At 71.7% G+C, this 17,560-nt stretch carries 17 protein-coding genes and 1 pseudogene; 5 read left to right on the top strand and 13 right to left on the bottom strand.

Going from position 1 to position 17,560, the window contains the following annotated elements; translation table 11 throughout:
• Positions 1-95 precede the first annotated feature (95 nt).
• Together ABME02_RS03910 and ABME02_RS03905 are read left to right on the top strand one after the other, a co-directional pair.
• A complete protein-coding gene (locus ABME02_RS03910) occupies positions 96-842 on the top strand; it encodes an SDR family oxidoreductase (RefSeq protein ID WP_353813977.1) in 747 nt (248 codons plus the stop codon).
• A gap of 36 nt (positions 843-878) precedes the next feature.
• Positions 879-1,538, top strand: coding sequence for a trimeric intracellular cation channel family protein (locus ABME02_RS03905; protein WP_353813976.1), 660 nt, complete (start codon positions 879-881; stop codon positions 1,536-1,538).
• Between the two features lie 99 nt (positions 1,539-1,637).
• On the opposite strand, the gene leuA is transcribed toward ABME02_RS03905, so the two are convergent.
• A complete protein-coding gene (gene leuA / locus ABME02_RS03900; protein WP_353813975.1) occupies positions 1,638-3,413 on the bottom strand; it encodes a 2-isopropylmalate synthase in 1,776 nt (591 codons plus the stop codon).
• Between the two features lie 239 nt (positions 3,414-3,652).
• On the opposite strand from leuA, the gene gntH reads away from it, so the two are divergent.
• Entirely contained in the window at positions 3,653-4,783 is a 1,131-nt protein-coding gene (gene gntH / locus ABME02_RS03895) for a guanitoxin biosynthesis MBL fold metallo-hydrolase GntH (RefSeq protein WP_353813974.1), read from the top strand.
• Positions 4,768-5,735: pseudogene (locus ABME02_RS18450) on the top strand (CobW family GTP-binding protein); the annotation flags it as partial. The gene gntH and the pseudogene ABME02_RS18450, both read left to right, overlap by 16 nt.
• Positions 5,736-5,992: 257 nt before the next feature.
• Here the strand turns inward: ABME02_RS18450 and ABME02_RS03880 are convergent.
• On the bottom strand, positions 5,993-7,156 hold the full coding sequence (locus tag ABME02_RS03880; protein ID WP_353813972.1) for an aminotransferase class V-fold PLP-dependent enzyme: 1,164 nt from the start codon (positions 7,154-7,156) through the stop codon (positions 5,993-5,995).
• A 103-nt stretch (positions 7,157-7,259) separates the two neighbouring features.
• Here ABME02_RS03880 and ABME02_RS03875 point away from each other — a divergent pair, with 103 nt between their 5' ends.
• Positions 7,260-7,616 (top strand): hypothetical protein, encoded by a 357-nt coding sequence (locus ABME02_RS03875; RefSeq protein ID WP_353813971.1) that lies wholly within the window; start codon positions 7,260-7,262, stop codon positions 7,614-7,616.
• 31 nt (positions 7,617-7,647) lie between these two features.
• On the opposite strand, the gene ABME02_RS03870 is transcribed toward ABME02_RS03875, so the two are convergent.
• The 11 genes from ABME02_RS03870 to ABME02_RS03820 form a co-directional block, all read right to left on the bottom strand.
• The gene (locus ABME02_RS03870; RefSeq protein ID WP_353813970.1) at positions 7,648-8,319 is read right to left on the bottom strand and encodes an HAD family hydrolase; all 672 of its coding nucleotides are present in this window, start codon (positions 8,317-8,319) and stop codon (positions 7,648-7,650) included.
• 84 nt (positions 8,320-8,403) lie between these two features.
• Positions 8,404-9,804, bottom strand: a complete 1,401-nt coding sequence (locus ABME02_RS03865; RefSeq protein ID WP_353813969.1) for an ABC transporter permease — start codon at positions 9,802-9,804, stop codon at positions 8,404-8,406.
• Entirely contained in the window at positions 9,801-10,562 is a 762-nt protein-coding gene (locus ABME02_RS03860; RefSeq protein WP_353813968.1) for an ABC transporter ATP-binding protein, read from the bottom strand. Before ABME02_RS03860 ends, ABME02_RS03865 begins: the two co-directional genes overlap by 4 nt.
• A 98-nt stretch (positions 10,563-10,660) precedes the next feature.
• Positions 10,661-11,329, bottom strand: a complete 669-nt coding sequence (locus tag ABME02_RS03855) for a response regulator (RefSeq protein WP_353813967.1) — start codon at positions 11,327-11,329, stop codon at positions 10,661-10,663.
• Positions 11,326-12,531, bottom strand: coding sequence for a sensor histidine kinase (locus ABME02_RS03850; protein ID WP_353813966.1), 1,206 nt, complete (start codon positions 12,529-12,531; stop codon positions 11,326-11,328). The genes ABME02_RS03855 and ABME02_RS03850 overlap by 4 nt, the downstream gene beginning before the upstream one ends.
• A 130-nt stretch (positions 12,532-12,661) precedes the next feature.
• A complete protein-coding gene (gene era / locus ABME02_RS03845; RefSeq protein WP_353813965.1) occupies positions 12,662-13,555 on the bottom strand; it encodes a GTPase Era in 894 nt (297 codons plus the stop codon).
• Complete coding sequence (locus tag ABME02_RS03840; RefSeq protein WP_353813964.1) at positions 13,552-14,871, bottom strand: hemolysin family protein; 1,320 nt, start codon at positions 14,869-14,871, stop codon at positions 13,552-13,554. Before ABME02_RS03840 ends, era begins: the two co-directional genes overlap by 4 nt.
• Before the next feature lie 2 nt (positions 14,872-14,873).
• On the bottom strand, positions 14,874-15,335 hold the full coding sequence (gene ybeY / locus ABME02_RS03835) for an rRNA maturation RNase YbeY (protein WP_353813963.1): 462 nt from the start codon (positions 15,333-15,335) through the stop codon (positions 14,874-14,876).
• Positions 15,332-16,366, bottom strand: a complete 1,035-nt coding sequence (locus tag ABME02_RS03830; protein WP_353814395.1) for a PhoH family protein — start codon at positions 16,364-16,366, stop codon at positions 15,332-15,334. Before ABME02_RS03830 ends, ybeY begins: the two co-directional genes overlap by 4 nt.
• A 76-nt stretch (positions 16,367-16,442) precedes the next feature.
• Positions 16,443-16,799, bottom strand: coding sequence for an HIT domain-containing protein (locus ABME02_RS03825; RefSeq protein ID WP_353813962.1), 357 nt, complete (start codon positions 16,797-16,799; stop codon positions 16,443-16,445).
• A 24-nt stretch (positions 16,800-16,823) separates the two neighbouring features.
• The gene (locus ABME02_RS03820; protein ID WP_353813960.1) at positions 16,824-17,558 is read right to left on the bottom strand and encodes a 16S rRNA (uracil(1498)-N(3))-methyltransferase; all 735 of its coding nucleotides are present in this window, start codon (positions 17,556-17,558) and stop codon (positions 16,824-16,826) included.
• Positions 17,559-17,560 lie beyond the last annotated feature (2 nt).

The following is a 17,560-nucleotide window of genomic DNA, read 5'->3' as shown; positions in this document are numbered from 1 at the left end:
GCCGAGCGGTCGCGCCGAGCCGTCCGGCCGGTGCGACGACGGATGCCGCGGGCGCGCGTTTCCGCGGGCGCCGCGCCGAGCGGCAGAATGGTCGGGTGACCACGTCGTCCACGCCCGTCCTCGTCACCGGGGGCACCGGAACCCTCGGTCGCGCCGTCGTGCGCCGACTCCGCGAACGGGGTGACGACGTCCGCGTCCTGAGCCGGTCCGGCGCACCCGACACGCTCCGCGGCGACCTGGAGACCGGTGAGGGCGTCGAGGCGGCACTCGAGGGCATCGGTGCCGTGATGCACCTGGCGACGACGAGCCGCGACGACACCGAGATCACGCGCCGGCTCGTCCGGGCCGCCGAGCACGAGGGACGCCCGCGCATCCTGTACTCCTCGATCGTCGGCATCGACCGCATCCCGTTGGCGTACTACGGGGGCAAGCGCGCCTCCGAGCGGATCATCGCCGAGTCGCGCCTGCGCTGGACCACGCTCCGTGCGACCCAGTTCCACGACTTCGTCGCGACCCTGTTCCGCGTGCAGCGCTTCTCCCCCGTGGTCTTCGCGCCGGCGTTCTCGTTCCAGCCGATCTCGGTCGACGACGTGGCGAAGCGCCTCGTCGAGCTCCTCGACGACGAGGTCCTCGGCATCGCCCCCGACATCGGCGGCCCCGACGTGCGCACGGCGCGCGACCTCGCGCGGGCGTGGCTTGCGGCACGCGGCTCGCACCGACCGACGGCCGCGTTCCGCCTCCCCGGGACCCGGTTCGAGGCCTTCCGATCGGGCGCGAACCTCGTGCCGGGCGAGCCCTACGGACGCATCACGTTCGAGCAGTACCTCAGCCGCGCGCGCTGACGGGAGCCGCGGCATCCGTCGTGGTAGAACCGGAGCATGACCGTCGCGCCCTTCACGATCCCGCTCTGGGCCGACCTCGCGGCGGTCGGCATCGGCGCCCTGCAGGGCGCGATGTTCGCCTCGCGCATCAAGGAGCACCGGATCGACCTGCTCGGCGTCGCGCTCATCGGCATCATCGTGGGGCTCGGCGGGGGCCTTCTCCGCGACCTGCTCCTGAACCAGCTGCCCGCGGCGATGCGGAGCAACTGGTACCTCGTCGTCGCGACGGCCGCGGCGCTCGTGGGCATGCTGCTCATCCGGATCTTCGACCGGCTGAACTCGCTGATCATCGCACTCGATGCGGTCACGATCGGCCTGTTCGCGGCCATCGGCACGACGAAGGCGCTCGCCTACGGCGTGCCCGAGGTGCCGGCGGTCTTCGTCGGCGTGGTCGCCGCCGTCGGCGGCTCGATCCTCCGCGACGTGACGCTGAACCTGCCGATCGCGCTCATGCACGTCGGATCGCTCTACGCGGTCGCCGCGGCCGGCGGCACGGTCCTGCTCGTGACGATGGTGCTCGTCGGCGCGAACATCCTCGTCGCTGCGATCGCGTGCGTGATCGTGACGACCGTCATCCGGTTGCTGTCGGTCCGGTTCGGATGGAGCCTGCCCGAGCAGCGTGCGATCGGCAGCTGGCGCGTGTGGCGCCGCGCCTGATCCCGACCGGAGACGTCCGCGTCGCGCGACGGCCGTGACGGCGCCGCGTCGTCGCGGGCGGGCGGCGACGGATGCCGCGCCCGCCCGCGCACGATCGGCTCAGGCGAGCGCGGGCTCTGCAGCCTCCTCGCGCACGCGCACCGCGCGCAACGCGCGGTTCACTGCGGAGACGACGGCCTTCAGCGACGCCGTCGAGATGTCGGCGTCGATGCCGACGCCCCAGAGCGTGCGCCCCTCGACCTGGCACTCGACGTAGGCCGCGGCGATCGCGTCGCCTCCGGCGGACATCGCGTGCTCGCTGTAGTCGAGCACGCGCACGTCGACGCCCTCGGCCGCGAGGACCGACAGGAACGCCGCGACGGGTCCGTTCCCGGAGCCGTCGGCGTCGACGCGCTCGTCGCCGTCCCGGAGGCCGACGCGCACGCGGACCTCGCCGGTGAGGTCGCTCTCGCTGCGCATCGAGAGCAGCTCGAACCGGCCCCACTTCTCATCGGGGCGGTCCTGTGCCGCGGGCAGGTACTCGTCGGTGAAGATCGCCCAGATCTGCTCGCTCGTGACCTCGCCGCCCTCGGCATCCGTCTTGGCCTGCACGACGCCCGAGAACTCGATCTGGAGGCGACGGGGCAGGTCGAGCGCGTGGTCGGTCTTCAGCAGGTAGGCGACGCCGCCCTTGCCCGACTGCGAGTTCACGCGGATCACGGCCTCGTAGTTGCGGCCGATGTCCTTGGGATCGACCGGCAGGTAGGGCACGGCCCAGGCGAGGTCGTCGACCGAGACCCCGCGGTCGGCGGCCTTGGCCTCCATGGCCTCGAAGCCCTTCTTGATGGCGTCCTGGTGCGATCCCGAGAACGCCGTGTAGACGAGGTCGCCGGCCCACGGGCTGCGCTCGGGGACGGGCAGCTGGTTGCAGTACTCGGCCGTGCGCTTGATCTCGTCCATGTCGGACAGGTCGACCTGCGGGTCGATGCCCTGCGTGAACAGGTTCATCGCGAGGGCGACCAGGTCGACGTTGCCGGTGCGTTCGCCGTTGCCGAACAGGCAGCCCTCGATGCGGTCTGCGCCGGCCATGTAGCCCAGTTCGGCGGCCGCGATCGCGGTGCCGCGGTCGTTGTGGGGGTGCAGCGAGAGCAGGACGTTCTCGCGGTGCGCGAGGTGCCGGCTCATCCACTCGATGGAGTCGGCGTACACGTTGGGCGTCGCCATCTCGACGGTCGCGGGCAGGTTGATGATCACCTTCCGCTCCGGCGTGGGCTCGAGGATCTCGAGGACCTGGTTGCACACGTCGACCGCGAACTCGAGCTCGGTGCCGGTGTAGCTCTCGGGCGAGTACTCGTAGTAGACGGCCGTGCCGGGCACGGACGCCTCCATCTCGCGGCACTTGCGCGCACCGTGGAGGGCGATGTCGATGATGCCCTGCTGGTCGGTGCGGAACACGACCTCGCGCTGCAGCACGCTCGTCGAATTGTAGAGGTGCACGATCGCCTGCTTCGCGCCGCGGATCGACTCGTAGGTGCGCTCGATGAGGTGATCGCGCGCCTGCGTCAGGACCTGGATGGTGACGTCGTCGGGGATCGCGCCCTCGTCGATGAGGCTGCGGACGAAGTCGAAGTCGGTCTGGCTCGCGCTCGGGAAGCCGACCTCGATCTCCTTGTAGCCCATCTTCACGAGCAGGTCGAACATGATGCGCTTGCGCTCGGGGCTCATCGGGTCGATGAGCGCCTGGTTGCCGTCGCGCAGGTCGACCGCGCACCAGCGCGGCGCCTTCTCGATGCGGTTGGACGGCCACGTGCGGTCGGGCAGCTCGACGCGGATCTGCTCGTGGAACGGGCGATACCGGTGCACGGGCATCGGCGACGGCTTCTGGTGGTTCTGCATGGGGTGCTCTTCTCGCTATTCGGGGGTTTCAGCCGACGACGAACTCCGCAGCGAGGGAGGCCTGTGAACTAGGACTCGCTGCGGCAGCTAAGGAGAAGCACGCCGTGAAGCACGGATCTAGGCTAACACCGCGCGCGCGGGCGGGCGCAAGATGACGACGATGCATGCCGAGGGCCGACCAGGGCGGCAGCTCGCCGGCGGCCGAGGTGCGGCGCTCAGGGTCGGCAGGAGACCCCGACATGACCTTCGACCCGGCGGCCCGAGGCAGAGGGCGGATCCTGCTCATGAACCGAGCCGAGACGCGGGGCGCGATCATGAGCGAGGCGACGACGAACCCGTTCGGGGGCCGACCGGGTGGAGGCGTGACGCTGCCCGAGTACTACCGACCGTGGCCGTCCATACAGAACCGGAACATGTTCCTCCCCGGAACGGAGGTGCTCCCCGAGCACGAGATGCGGATCACGTTCCTCGGGAGTTCGCCGTGGCCGCCGAATGAACTGCAGACGGGCACCTCGATCCTGGTCGAACTCGGGAACGGCACCATGCAGCCACGTCGGTTCTTCTTCCACCTCGGCAACGGGGGCGTCGGGCATGCGATCGCGATGCAGCTGCCTCCGGCCCTGATCAACGACATCTTCATCAGCCACCTGCACGCCGACCACTACGCCGACCTGCCCTACATGTACCCGTTCCGGGCGTTCTCCGGCGGCTTCCGCGCATTGCGCGTCTACGGGCCGTCGGGCCGCACGCCCGAGCTCGGCACCGAGGCGATGATCGCCAACATGCGAAGGATGAACCGATGGCACGAGGAGAACTTCGACTCCTGCCCGATCGGCGACGGCTTCGAGATCGAGGTGCATGAGTTCGACTGGAGGGAGCGCAACGGGATCGCCTACCAGCAGGACGGCGTGACGGTGCGCCACTGGCCGCGATCGCACGTCAAGGACGGGGCGTCCGCCTACCGCCTGGACTGGGAGGACGCCGGGCTGTCGTTCGCCTGGACCGGGGACGGCCGACCGGACGAACTGTCCGTCGAATTCGGGCGCGGCGCCGACGTGTTCGTCAGCGAGGGGACGGTGGACACGCCGTGGCTGACCGGGCTCAAGGTCGGAGCTCCGGCGAAGCTCTGGGAGTACACGATGGACATCGACCACAGCCCGTACTACGCGGCGGGGTACATGTTCGACCAGGTCCAGCCGCGGATCCAGCAGGAGCAGTTCGTCAGGGGCCTCGAGATCGACCCGGCGCTGTCCTATCCGCCCGACGTGTACCGCTCGCCGACGCAGGAATGGCCGGGCGTCTCGATCGATCCGCGTGAGATGCTCGCGCAGCGCGGCATCGAGGTCGACCCGGAATGGCGCCGGCCATGACCTCGGCCGAAGCGCCGGCGTCCGCAGCGCCGCGCCAGGCGTTCACGGACGCATCGTCGCTGCTCGCCCCGGCGCCCAGCGACGACCCCGTGCGCCCCGATGGACGGGCTCCCGTGCCGGTGACCCTGCTCACCGGCTTTCTCGGCGCCGGCAAGACCACGATGCTCAACCGCATCCTCAGCGACCGGCACGGGCTGCGGATCGGCGTACTCGTGAACGACTTCGGGGCTGTCAACATCGATGCCGAACTGGTCGAGGACGCCGACGAGGCAGCAATGACCATCGTGAACGGCTGCATCTGCTGCGAACTCCGCGACGACCTCGCACGATCGCTCGAGGCGATGCTCAGCCGGTCCGACCGCCTCGACCATGTCATCGTCGAGGCGAGCGGAGTCGCGGACCCGACCGGGCTGCTCATGACCTTCCTCGACCCCGGTACCGTCGGCTCATGCGCCTCGACGGGGTGATCTGCCTCGTCGACGCCGAGGGCGTCTTCGCGCAGGCCTACGATCCCGCAGTGACCGCACTCAAGATCCGCCAGATGGGAACGGCCGACCTGGTGGTCCTCAACAAGGTCGACCTCGTCACGGCCGCACACGTCGACGTCGTCCACGACTGGATCGGCCCGCACCTGGATCGCGTGCGGATCCTCGACACGACCCACGCGAACATCCCCTCGGAGGTGCTCGTCGGAGTCGCGCGACGCCGGAAGGATCGGCCGCACCCGCACGGCGAGCGTTCGACGTTGCACGAGGGCGCCGGACCGGACCTCGAACGCTGGGCGTACCGCACGTCGGAGCCGATGTCGTCGTCGGCGCTCCGCGCCATGGTCGCGCGAGAACTCCCCGAGTCGGTCTACCGGTGCAAGGGCATCGTCCATGCCGCCGACCAGCAGGACGCCCGCCTGGTGCTGCAGGCCGTCGGACGTCGCACCCGCCTCGATGCGTCGGGTGGCTGGGCCGACCGAGTTCCGCGTACGGGATCGTCGCGATCGGGCGTGGCCTGGATCCCGAGGAGATCGACGTCCTGTTCGAGCGATCCACCGCCGCGCGCCAGTCGAGCTGGCGGTCCGGGAGTGCGGACCGTCATCGAGTACGGCGGTCGTCGTCGAAGCTGGTTGGGACTCGCTGCGGCAGCTAGGGAGAAGCACACCGTGAAGCACGCCGCAGGGCTGACACCCGCGGGGTATCGTGCGGCAGTCCTCGCCGCTCAGAGCTCCCGCAGCGCCGCGCCGAGCCGCGAGAGGTCGTCCTCGTGGTTGTACAGGTGGACCGAGATCCGGAGGTTGCCGTCCCGGGCGGCGCAGACGACGCCGCGCGCTCGGAGGTCGGCGAGGACCCGGACCGGGTCGCGTCCGCCGAGCGGCACCGCGACGATCGTGCTCCGGTTCCGCGGCGGGAGGTCGACGGGCGCCCAACCCGCGCTCGTCAGGACGTCGCGCAGGGCCTCCGCCAGCTCCTCGTTGCGGCGGTAGATGGCCTCGGCTCCGTAGTCCTCGAACACGGCGAGGGCCGCCTCGTCGCCGACCGCGCCGAGCCAGCTCATCGAGTTGTCGAAGCGGGACGCGGTGGGCGACAGGTCCATGTCAGGACCGAAGTAACTCTCGTACGGGCGCCGCGCGGCCTTCCACCCCGCGCTGATCGGCGTGAAGCGCTCGCGCGCCTTGGGCGAGAGGTAGCAGTAGCCCATGCCCCTTCCCGCATTGAGGAGGAACTTGTGATTGCCGGTCGCCATCACGTCGACCCATTCGAGCGCGTCGGCCACCGGGACGGCCCCGACCATCTGGGAGCCGTCGACGTACACGAGCGCCCCCGCCCTCGCCGCGATCTCCCCGATCGCGGGGAGGTCGCTGCGGTGCCCGGTGGCGGCCTGCACTCCGCTCAGCGCGATGATGCGCGTGCCCCGATCGACGTGACGCTCGACGTCGCCGGGCTCGAGTCCCCCGTTGCGGAACGGGACCTGGCGCACGTCGTAGCCCTTCGACCCGAGGAGGACCCACGGGAAGTGGTTCGAGCTGAACTCCCGCTCACCGATGACGACGTTCTCCCCCGGCCGGGCGAGGCCGAGCTGGGCGGCCACGAGGCCGGCGGCCGCGGACGCGGAGGCGATGAGCGCCAGTTCGGACGCCTCGACCCCCATCAGGCCGGCGACCATCGACCGGCAGTGCTCCGCGGCCGTCTCGCCCTCGGTGAAGTCGAGGCCGGAGCCGACCCACCGGTCGACGAAGCGGTGCAGGGTCTCCCCCAGCGCCCGGCTCGCGAGGCCCACCGCCGCGGTGTTGAGGTACGTGGCCCCGTCCGTCACCGGGAATCGGCGTCGGGCTTCCCTGACGTCGTCCATGCGGTCGTCCGACACGTGTTCGATGCCGCCCACGCTAGCGCCATCGACCCCCGGGCGATAGTGGCCCGCGGCGTGGAGGAACCGGTCGTGGCGCGGCGGCCCGTGACGACGGGCTCGAGTGGCCCATGGTCGACCCGTGCATGACACCGCGACCGGCCCGCCCGTCGATGCCGCCGACCGCGGACTGACGGTCGTCGGCCTGGTCATGCTCGCGCCGGCGCTCGCCGCCCTGGCCTGGTTCGCGGTCGTCGCGTTCTTCGTCGGCGACCGTTGCAACCCGCCGGTGACCGAGTGCGACTACGGAGTGATCCTCGCGGGCCACCGCATCGCGAGGTTCGGCACGATCGCCGTCGGCGTCCTCGCCCTGGTCGCCTCGATCGCCTTCATCCGCTCAGGTCGCCGCGCAGCGTGGATCCCGCCCGTCGCGCTGGTGCTCGCGCTGGCGGTGTTCGCGGCCGGCAACGGGTTCGCGGCACTCGGCGTCAGGACCTGAACCGGGCGGCATCGAAGACAACGGCCCGCGGTCAGGTCGTCCCGAGCCGGCTGATCGCCTCGACGAGCGAATCCATGTGCTCGATCGTGAGGTCCGCCCCACGGAGCAGGGAGACGGGGGTGTCGGCGGCGAACCCGATGGATCGCATGCCCGCGCGGGCGGCGGCCGCGATCCCCGACGGGCTGTCCTCGACGACGACGCAGTCCGACGGCGCCACCCCCATTCGCCGTGCGGCATGCAGGAACAGGTCGGGCTCGGGCTTGCCCTTCTCCACTTCGCTCGCGCTGAAGATCCGCCCCTCGAACCGCGACCGCAGGCCCGTCCGCCCGAGCGTGAGCCGCATCCTGTCGTGAGTACCGGACGATGCGATGCAGGAGCGGTACCCCAGGGCGACCAGCTCGTCCAGCGCCTCGCGCACACCCGCCACGGCCTCGAGCTCCGTCGTGAACGACACCCTGAGCAGGTCATCGCGGCGTCGAACGAAGTCATCCGGGATCGCCCGTCCGGTCCGACGTTCGATGTTGGCCATCACCTCGGCTGCCGACCTGCCGAGGTGTTCGCTGCGGACCTCGTCGATCGTGATCGGCCAGCCCAGCTCGGTGATCAGCTGCATCTCGACCCGCTGCACGAGCCGCTCCGAGTCGACGAGCACCCCGTCGCAGTCGAACACCATGAACACGTCGACGTCGGGGCGCTGGCTCATGCCGAGCATGCTCGCACACTGGACGACGGATGGCGGGTGCCGCCCCCCCAGTGCCGGCACCCGCCACGCGTCATCCCCTCGATCTCATTCGACGGCCAATGCCGCGACCGGCGAGACCGTCGTCGCCCGGCGCGACTGCGCGAGCGACGCGACGAATGTCAGGACGCCTGCAGCGAGGATGAGCACGCCGACCACGCTCCACGGGATCGACGGCACGATGAGGAGCGGCTCGACCTGCACGCTTCCGAGCATCGACTGCGCCCCCGCCCAGCCGTAGAAGGTGCCGAGGACGAGCCCCGTGACCGTCGCGGCGGCCGTCAGCGCGGCGCTCTCGGCGAGGACCATCGTCCGGAGCTGCCGACGCTCGAAGCCGAGCGCGCGGAGCAGCCCCAGCTCGCGCGTCCGCTGGAGCACGCTCAGCGACAGCGTGTTCACGAGTCCGACCGCGGCGATGAGCGCGCTGAAGCCGACCAGCACGCCGAAGACGGCGACCGTCGCGGAGACCATCTGCTCGATGCCCGCGCGGAGGTCCGGCCGGTCGTCGGTGGCCGCGAGGAGCAGGTCGCGGTACGACTCCATGGCGACCGCGAACATCGTCACGAGCGTCACGCCGATGACGAGGCCGATCGTCATGCGCGAGCTCCGCTCGGGGTGCCGGACGGCGTTCTCCGCGGCGAGGCGCGCCGACGGCGAGGGGCCGAGCGCGCGCCCGACGAGGCGCAGGATCGGCGGCATGACGATGTGCGCCCCCAGCACGATGCCGGTGAACGACAGGACTCCGCCCACGAGCCCGACGAGGACGCCGAGCGGACTGGCCAGGCCGAGCGCGACGCCGGCGAGGAGGAGCAGGGTGCCGACCGTCGCGAGGGTCGCTGCGGTCGCGTTCCGTCCGCGCCGCCGGGCGAGCTCGTCGTGGGATCGCGCAGCGGCGTTCCCGAGCGCCTCCGAGGGTCGGACGGCGAGGACGCGCCGCGAACCCGCCCACGCGGCGAGCCAGGTCGTCAGCACGGCGACGATCGCCGGCAGCAGCACCACGGGGTCGCCCCATGCGTGGTCGACGCGCGGCAGCACGTCGGCGGCGACGGCCCACTCGGCCAGCCCGATCGCTGCGAGCGTGCCCCCGACGAGGCCGAGCACGGCGCCGATCGCTCCGATCGCAAGTCCCTCCCGCGCGATGCGACCGCGCTGCGACCGCGCCGTCGACCCGAGCAGGCGCAGGAGCGCGATCTGTCGGGTCCGGCCGGCGACGACCGTGGCGACCGTGTTCGCCGTCACCACCCCGCTCACGTACACCGCGATGACGATGAACACCCACGCGACGATGGCGAGCATCAGCGCCGCTGTGGCGCTCGATCCGGTGACGTCGTCGGCCCGCATCGCCGAGCCGAGGTAGCCGGTGACCTGCAGCAGCGCGACGCCGAACGCCGACGCGAGCGTCGCGACGAGGAGCGTCGGGCCGTGCTCGGTGCGGAGGTGGCCGATCACGCGGCCCGCTCCATTGAGAGCATGTACGTCGCGATCTCGTCGGCGCTCGTCCGCTGCGCGTCGCGCACGATCCGCCCGTCGGCGAGGAACAGGATGCGATCCGCGTGGCTCGCGGCGATCGGGTCGTGCGTCACCATCGCGATCGACTGCCCGTGCGCACGGCTCGCGTCGGCGAGGATCTCCAGCACCTCGCGGCCGGTCCGGGAGTCGAGGTTGCCCGTCGGTTCGTCGGCGAACACGAGGTCGGGGCGCGTCGCGAGGGCCCGAGCGATCGCCACACGCTGCTGCTGCCCGCCGGAGAGCTCGTGCGGGCGGTGCCCGAGCCGGTCGGCGAGGCCCAGCCGTGCGATGAACGCGTCGATGGCGGCGCGCTCCTCACGGCTCGGCCGCCGCCCGTCGAGCTCGAACGGCAGCAGCACGTTGCCCTCGACGTCCAGCGTCGGCACGAGGTTGAACGCCTGGAACACGAACCCGACGCGGCGGCGCCGAAGCACGGTCAGCGCGCCGTCCGGCAGGTCGGTGATGTCGGTGTCGCCGAGCCACACCCGACCCGAGGTGGGCGAGTCGAGCCCGGCCATGATGTGCATGAGCGTGGACTTGCCGGAGCCCGACGGGCCCATGATGGCGGTGAACTCGCCGCGGCGCAGGCCGAGCGACACGTTCTCGAGCGCGGTGACGGCGCCGGCGCCCGTTCCGTAGCGCTTGCCGAGCCCGGCGACGCGGGCGACGAGTCCGAGGTCTGAGGGTCTGATCTCCATGTCGGCGACGCTACGGACGGGCCGGGGCGGCCCGCGTCCGCCGATCGTCGCGCCGACGTCATCCGCTGGGATGACCTCGGCCGCGGCGACCGCCGGGCTCAGCCCGAGGGGAGGTCGTGCTCGTACGCGAACACGACGAGCTGCACCCGGTCGCGCAGCCCGAGCTTGCCGAGCACGCGGCTGAGGTGCGTCTTCACCGTCGCCTCGCCGAGGAACTCGGCCGCGGCGATCTCCGCGTTCGAGAGTCCCTTCGCGGCCAGCGCGAAGATCTCCCGCTCCCTGCCGGTGAGGTCGCCCCACGCCGCGGGCGCCGGACGTCGGCCGTTCCCAGGCGACGTGTGCGCGATGAGGTCGCGCGTCGCGTTCGCCGCGATGACCGCATTGCCGCGGTGCACGGTCCGGATCGCGGCGAGCAGGAACTCCGGATCGGCGTCCTTCAGCACGAAGCCGCTGGCGCCCGCGCGGATGGCGCGCGCCGCGTTCTCGTCGAGGTCGAACGTCGTCAGCACGAGGATGCGCGGCGGCTCACGGCCGTCATGCTCCGCATCGGCCAGGATGCGCTCGGTCGCCGCGATGCCGTCGAGCTGCGGCATCCGCACGTCCATGAGCACGACGTCGGGCCGGCTCCGGGCAGCGAGCGCGATCGCCGCGCGGCCGTCGGCGGCATCGCCCGCGAACACGAGGTCGTCCTGCGACTCGACGAGCATGCGGATGCCCGCACGGAAGAGGGCCTGGTCGTCGACGAGCGCGACGCGGATGGCGCTCATGCCGCCGCCTGCGCCGGGATCCGCGCGGTCACGACGAACCGCCCGCCGGCTGCCTCCGCGACGAACGACCCGCCCGCGAGCTCGGCGCGCTCGCGCATGCCGGGGATGCCGTGTCGGGGCGCCGAGGGTCGGCTCGACGCTTCACCGTCGGCGTCGGCGTCGGCGTCGCCGCGCAGGGCGTTCTCGACGCGCACTGCGACTCCGCCGTCGTCCCAGTCGAGGTCGAGCAGCACCGGTGCGGCCGGGTCGCCGTGCCGGAGCGCGTTCGTGAGCCCCTCCTGCACGATGCGGTAGACGGCGATCTGGTGGCCCGTGCCGAGTGCGACCCGTTCGCCGCGCTCCGTCCGGCGCACGTCGAGTCCGGTCGAGCGCACCTGCGCGACCAGGTCGTCGAGGTCGTCGAGCGCCGGCTGCGGCGACGAGCCCTCGCGATGCCGGAGCTCGCCGAGGAGCATCCGCACGTCGCCCAGCGCGTCGCGCGCCACCCCCGAGATGGTCTGCAGTGCCTCGGATGCCGCCTCGGGGCGGGTCCGCGCGGCGAAGCGGGCGCCGTCCGCCTGCGCGATCACGACCGCGAGCGAGTGCGCGACGACATCGTGCATGTCGCGCGCGATGCGCGAGCGCTCCTGCTCGACGACGTACCGGTACTCGGCGTGCTCTCGCTCGCGGCGGTCGAACTCCCCACGCCGCCGCTGCTCGCGCGCGTCGCGCACGGTGCGCACGAGGAGCCCGATCGTCCAGGCGAGCACGAGCGCGGCCAGCGCGGCACCGAACAGGAGTGCGGTCCACGCGAGCGTGGCGAGCGCCTCGGAGGTCGCGACGATGCCGAAGCCGTCGACGAACGGCTTCACGAGCGCGATGTACACCGCCGCGAGGACCGCGCCGGCGCCCGCCGACCCGAGTCCCCACCAGCGGACGGCCCGCGAACCGTGCGCGGAGGTCGAGTAGACGACGCCGAACACCGCGACATCCGCCGGCTGCACATCGCGCAGCAGCAGCATCTGCACGCACGCCGCGACCCAGGCGACCACGAGCGAGGCGCCGGGCGCGAGGCGGCGGATCGCGAGCGCGGCGGCGAAGAGCACCGTGACGATCACGTCCTGCCAGCCGCCGACGAGCGCGAACAGCGAGCACACGGCGAGGAAGGCCGCGGCGAGCACGCCGTCGACGATCAGGGTCGTCCGCTGGCTCGAGGTGCTCACCGCACCACGGTACGCCCTCCGCCGGACCCGGAACCGGGGGTCGGCCCGAAGTCATCCGATCGGCTGACGTGCGCCGACTCGCCACCCCTGACTCGACTCGGGCCGCCGCCCGCGGCGCGGATCGTGCGACTCAGAACCCGAGCCGGCCGAGCTGCTTCGGGTCGCGCTGCCAGTCCTTCGCGACCTTCACGTGCAGCGCCAGGTAGACCTTCCGGCCGAGCAGCTGCTCGATCTGCGCGCGGGCCCGCTCGCCGACCTCGCGGAGCCGCGAGCCGCCCTTGCCGATGATGATGCCCTTCTGGCTGTCGCGCTCGACGTACAGGTTCGCGTAGACCTCGAGCAGGTCCTTGTCGTCGCGCTCGATCATGTCGTCCACGGTCACGGCGATCGAATGGGGCAGCTCGTCGGAGACGCCCTCGAGCGCGGCCTCGCGCACGAACTCCGCGATGCGCTCGGCCGTGTCCTCGTCGGTCGTGGTCTCGGCCGGGTAGAGCGGCTGCTCCGACTGGGGCATGAGCTGCAGCAGCTCGTCGACCAGGACGTCGAGTTGCTCGCCCCTCGGCGCGGAGACGGGGATGATCGCGTCCCACTCGCGCAGTTGCGAGACCGCGAGCAGCTGCTCGGCGACCTTCCCCTTGCCCGCGGCATCCGTCTTCGTCACGATCGCGACCTTCTTCGCACGCGGGTACTGGTCGAGCTGCTCGTTGATGAATCGATCGCCGGGGCCGATGGCCTCGTTCGCCGGCACGCAGAACCCGATCACGTCCACGTCGCCGAGCGTGGACTGCACGAGCGAGTTCAGGCGCTCGCCGAGGAGCGTGCGGGGCCGGTGCAGGCCGGGGGTGTCGACCACGATGAGCTGGCCGTAGTCGCGGTGCACGATGCCGCGGATCGCGCGGCGAGTGGTCTGGGGCTTCGAACTCGTGATGGCGACCTTCTCGCCGACGAGGGCGTTCGTGAGCGTCGACTTGCCGACGTTGGGGCGTCCCACGAACGAGACGAAACCGGCGCGGTAATCGGTCATGGGTGCATCCCCTCATGGGTGGCGGTCTCGTCGGCCGCGAAGGCCGCGCGGACGTCGATCAGGGCCTGGTCGGCCTCGACCAGGATCGTCGCGATGCGCTTGCGTCGCCCCTCGGTGCGCTCGGCCTCGAGGAGAAGGCCGCTGACGCTCGCGCGGTCGCCGCGGAGCGGCAGCCGGCCGAGCTCCTTCGCGAGGAGGCCGCCGACGGAGTCGACGTCCTCGTCCTCCAGGTCGAGCCCGAAGAGCTCCCCCAGCTCGTCGACGGGCAGGCGGGCGTTCACGCGGAACCGGCCATCGCCGAGCTCCTCGACCTGGGCGGCCTCGCGGTCGTACTCGTCGGAGATGTCGCCGACGAGCTCCTCGATCAGGTCCTCGAGCGTGGCGAGCCCGGCGATGCCGCCGTACTCGTCGACGACCATCGCGAGGTGGTTCGACTCCAGCTGCATCTGCCGCATCAGGGCGTCGGCGCCCATCGACTCGGGTACGAACACCGCGGGCCGCGCGAGGTCGGCGACGGTGAGCGTCGCCGCGTCGAGCGGGCGTTCGAAGCCGAGGCGGGCGAGGTCGCGAAGGTACAGCACGCCGACGATGTCGTCGGCCTCGCGGTCGATGACCGGGATGCGCGAGTACCCCTCCTTGAGGAACAGCGCCATCGCCTGCGGCAGGTGCGCGGTGGACTCGATGGTCACCATGTCGGTGCGCGGCACCATGACCTCGCGCACGAGCGTGTCGCTGAACTCGAAGACCGAGTGGATGAGCTCGCGATCGGCCTGCTCCAGGACCTCGAGCTCGGTGGCCTCGTCGACGATGCTGAGCAGCTGCTCCTCGCTCGAGACGCCGGCGAACCGGATCCGGCCGGGCGTGACGCGGTTGCCCAGCGAGACGAGGGCGTTCGCGAGGGGACCGAGGAGGAGCCGCACGCCCCGGACGAGCGGCGCCGACAGGCGGAGGACCGCCACGGAGTGCGCGCGACCGACGCTCCGCGGGCTCGCACCGACGAGCACGAACGACACCGCGGTCATGATGAGCGCCGAGACGAGCAGGACGAGCCACACGTCGTCGAGGAAGAACGTGAACGCGAGCGTCACGAGCACTGCGGCCGTCGTCTCGGCGAGGATGCGCATGAAGTTCACCGCATTCACGTGCGCGCCGGTGTCCTCCGCGATCGCCCGGAGGGACCGCTCGGCGCGGGCGCCGACCGAGAGCTCGACGAGGTCGGCCCGCGAGCTCACGCCGATTGCGGAGTCGACCGCGGCCATGAGGCCGCCGAACGCGACGAGGACGAAGGCGGCCGCGAGGAAGAGCCAGGGCAGCATGGTCAGCGTCGACGCTCCTGCATCGAGAAGCCGACGAGGATGTCGCGCTGGATCCCGAACATCTCCTTCTCCTCGTCGGGCTCCGCGTGGTCGAAGCCGAGGAGGTGGAGGATCCCGTGCGTGGTGAGCAGCAGCAGCTCGTCGAGCAGCGCGTGACCGGCGGCCTTCGCCTGCGTCTCCGCGACCTGCGGGCACAGCACGACGTCGCCGAGCAGGCCGGGCGGCGCGGGCTCGTCGGCCGTGCCTGGACGCAGCTCGTCCATGGGGAAGCTCAGCACGTCGGTCGGGCCGGGCTCGTCCATCCACTGCACGTGCAGCTGCTCCATCGCGCCCTCGTCGACGAGCACGATCGCGAGCTCGGCGTCGGCGTGCACGTGCATCATGTCGAGCGCGTACACCGCGAGGCGCTGCAGCGCGGACTCGTCGACCTCGATCGACGACTCGTTGTTGATCTCGATGCTCACGGCTGCCTCTTCCTGGGGAGGTGGTCACGGGGGCCCGGTGCGCCGCGCCGGTCCGCGCCGCGCCGCTCGGCCCGGTTCGCGAACTCGCGCGCCTGCTCGCGCTCGTACCGCTGAGCCTGCGCACGCTGGTCGAACTCGGTGTAGGCGTCGACGATGCGGCCGACGAGGGTGTGCCGGACGACGTCGTCGCTCGTGAGCCGGGCGAAGTGGATGTCCTCGACGCCGTCGAGGATGCGCGTGACCAGTCGCAGGCCCGACGATCCGCCCGGCAGGTCGACCTGCGTGATGTCGCCGGTGACGACCATCTTGGATCCGAAGCCGAGGCGCGTGAGGAACATCTTCATCTGCTCGGGCGTCGTGTTCTGCGCCTCGTCGAGTACGACGAACGAGTCGTTCAGCGTCCGACCGCGCATGTACGCGAGCGGGGCGACCTCGACCGTTCCCGTGGCGAGGAGCTTCGGGACGAGCTCGGGGTCCATCATCTCGTTGAGCGCGTCGTAGAGAGGTCGCAGGTACGGGTCGATCTTCTCCGTGAGCGTGCCGGGCAGGAACCCGAGCCGCTCCCCCGCCTCGACGGCGGGACGCGTCAGGATGATCCGGTTGACCTCCTTGCGCTGCAGCGCCTGGACGGCCTTGGCCATCGCGAGGTACGTCTTGCCGGTGCCGGCCGGGCCGATTCCGAACACGATGGTGTGCTCGTCGATCGCGTCGACGTAGGCGCGCTGGCCCTCGGTCTTCGGCCGGATCGACTTGCCCCGGCTGGAGACGATGACCTGTCCGAGCTGCTCGGAGGGGCGGGCATTCGGGTCGGCGTCGAGCATGCGGGCCGAGCTCCTCACTTCGATGGGTGTCGGGTCGCCGCCGCCGCGGACGAGCTCGAGGAGCTCCTCGACGAGGCGGCGGACGCGGATGCGGTCCTCGGCGTCGCCGCGGATGGCGATCTCGTTGCCGCGCACGTGCACGTCGACGCCGGGGTACTCCCGTTCGATCGTCGTGAGGAGGCGGTCCTGCGGTCCGAGGAGCCGGACCATGGCGATGCCGTCGATCTTCAGTCGCTCCTCGTCGGAGCGGACCTCGGATCCGGAGAGCGGGAGGTCCCCCGCGTCGTCAGCCGCCAAGCGATCCCTCCCTGAGGCCGCCCCCGAGGACGTGGGCGTGCACGTGGAACACGGTCTGGCCCGCAGCGGGGCCGGTGTTGAAGACGAGGCGGAACTGGCCGTCGGCCAGCTCGTCGGCGATGCCCTTGGCCACCGCCACGAGTTCGGCGAGCAGCTCGGGGTCGTCGGCGGCGAGCTCGACGACGTCGCGGTGCCGGCCGATGCGCGGCGTCACGATCACGTGCACGGGCGCCTGCGGCGCGATGTCGTGGAACGCGATGACGCGATCGGTCTCTGCGACCATCTTCGCCGGGATCTCACCGGCCGCGATGCGCTCGAAGACCGTGGGTTCAGCCGTTCCGCTCATCCCTCCATCGTAGCGACGGATGCGTCACCACCGCCCGAGCGCGACCGAGAGCACGGCGATCGCCGCGGGCCCGGCGGTCGAGGTGCGGAGCACCGACTCTCCGAGGCGGACCGGCTCGGCGCCGGCCTCCCGGAGCCGCTCGATCTCGGCCGGGTCCATGCCGCCCTCCGGGCCGACGACGAGCGCGAGGTCGCGGCCGTCGGGGCGGATGCCGCTGAGCGGCGTCTCCGCGCCGGGCACGAGGAGCAGCATCCGATCGCCCTCGAGCCGCGATGGCAGTTCGCGCGTCGACGCGACCGGCTCGACCGCGGGGATGCGGGCGCGGAGCGACTGCTTCACGGCCTCGCGCACGATGCTCGCCCAGCGGGCGCGGCCCTTCTCCGCCTTCGCACCCTCCCACCGGGAGACCGACCGGGTCGCGGACCACGGCACGATGCGGTCGACCCCGAGCTCGGTGGCCGCCTGCACGGCGAGCTCGTCGCGATCGCCCTTCGCGAGCGCCTGGACGAGCGTGAGCCGCGGCGACGGCTCGGGTTCGTCGTCGACCGATTCGACCTCGATCTCGAGGCGGCGGGGCTCGGCCGCCGTCACCGGGCCGTGCACGACCCGCCCGCGGCCGTCGCCGATCGAGACCCGCTCGCCGACGCGCAGCCGTGACACGGTCACCGCGTGCCGTGCCTCGTCGCCGTCGAGCTCGACCGGGTCCCCCGGCCGCACCGGGCCGAGGTCGAGCGTCTCGTCGAGGTAGAGGTGGCTCATCG

The organism is Agromyces zhanjiangensis (assembly GCF_040496055.1).
GTDB lineage: Bacteria > Actinomycetota > Actinomycetes > Actinomycetales > Microbacteriaceae > Agromyces > Agromyces zhanjiangensis.
The sequence above is the reverse complement of the archived record's forward strand: the minus strand, read 5'-3'. Positions and strand labels throughout refer to the sequence as shown.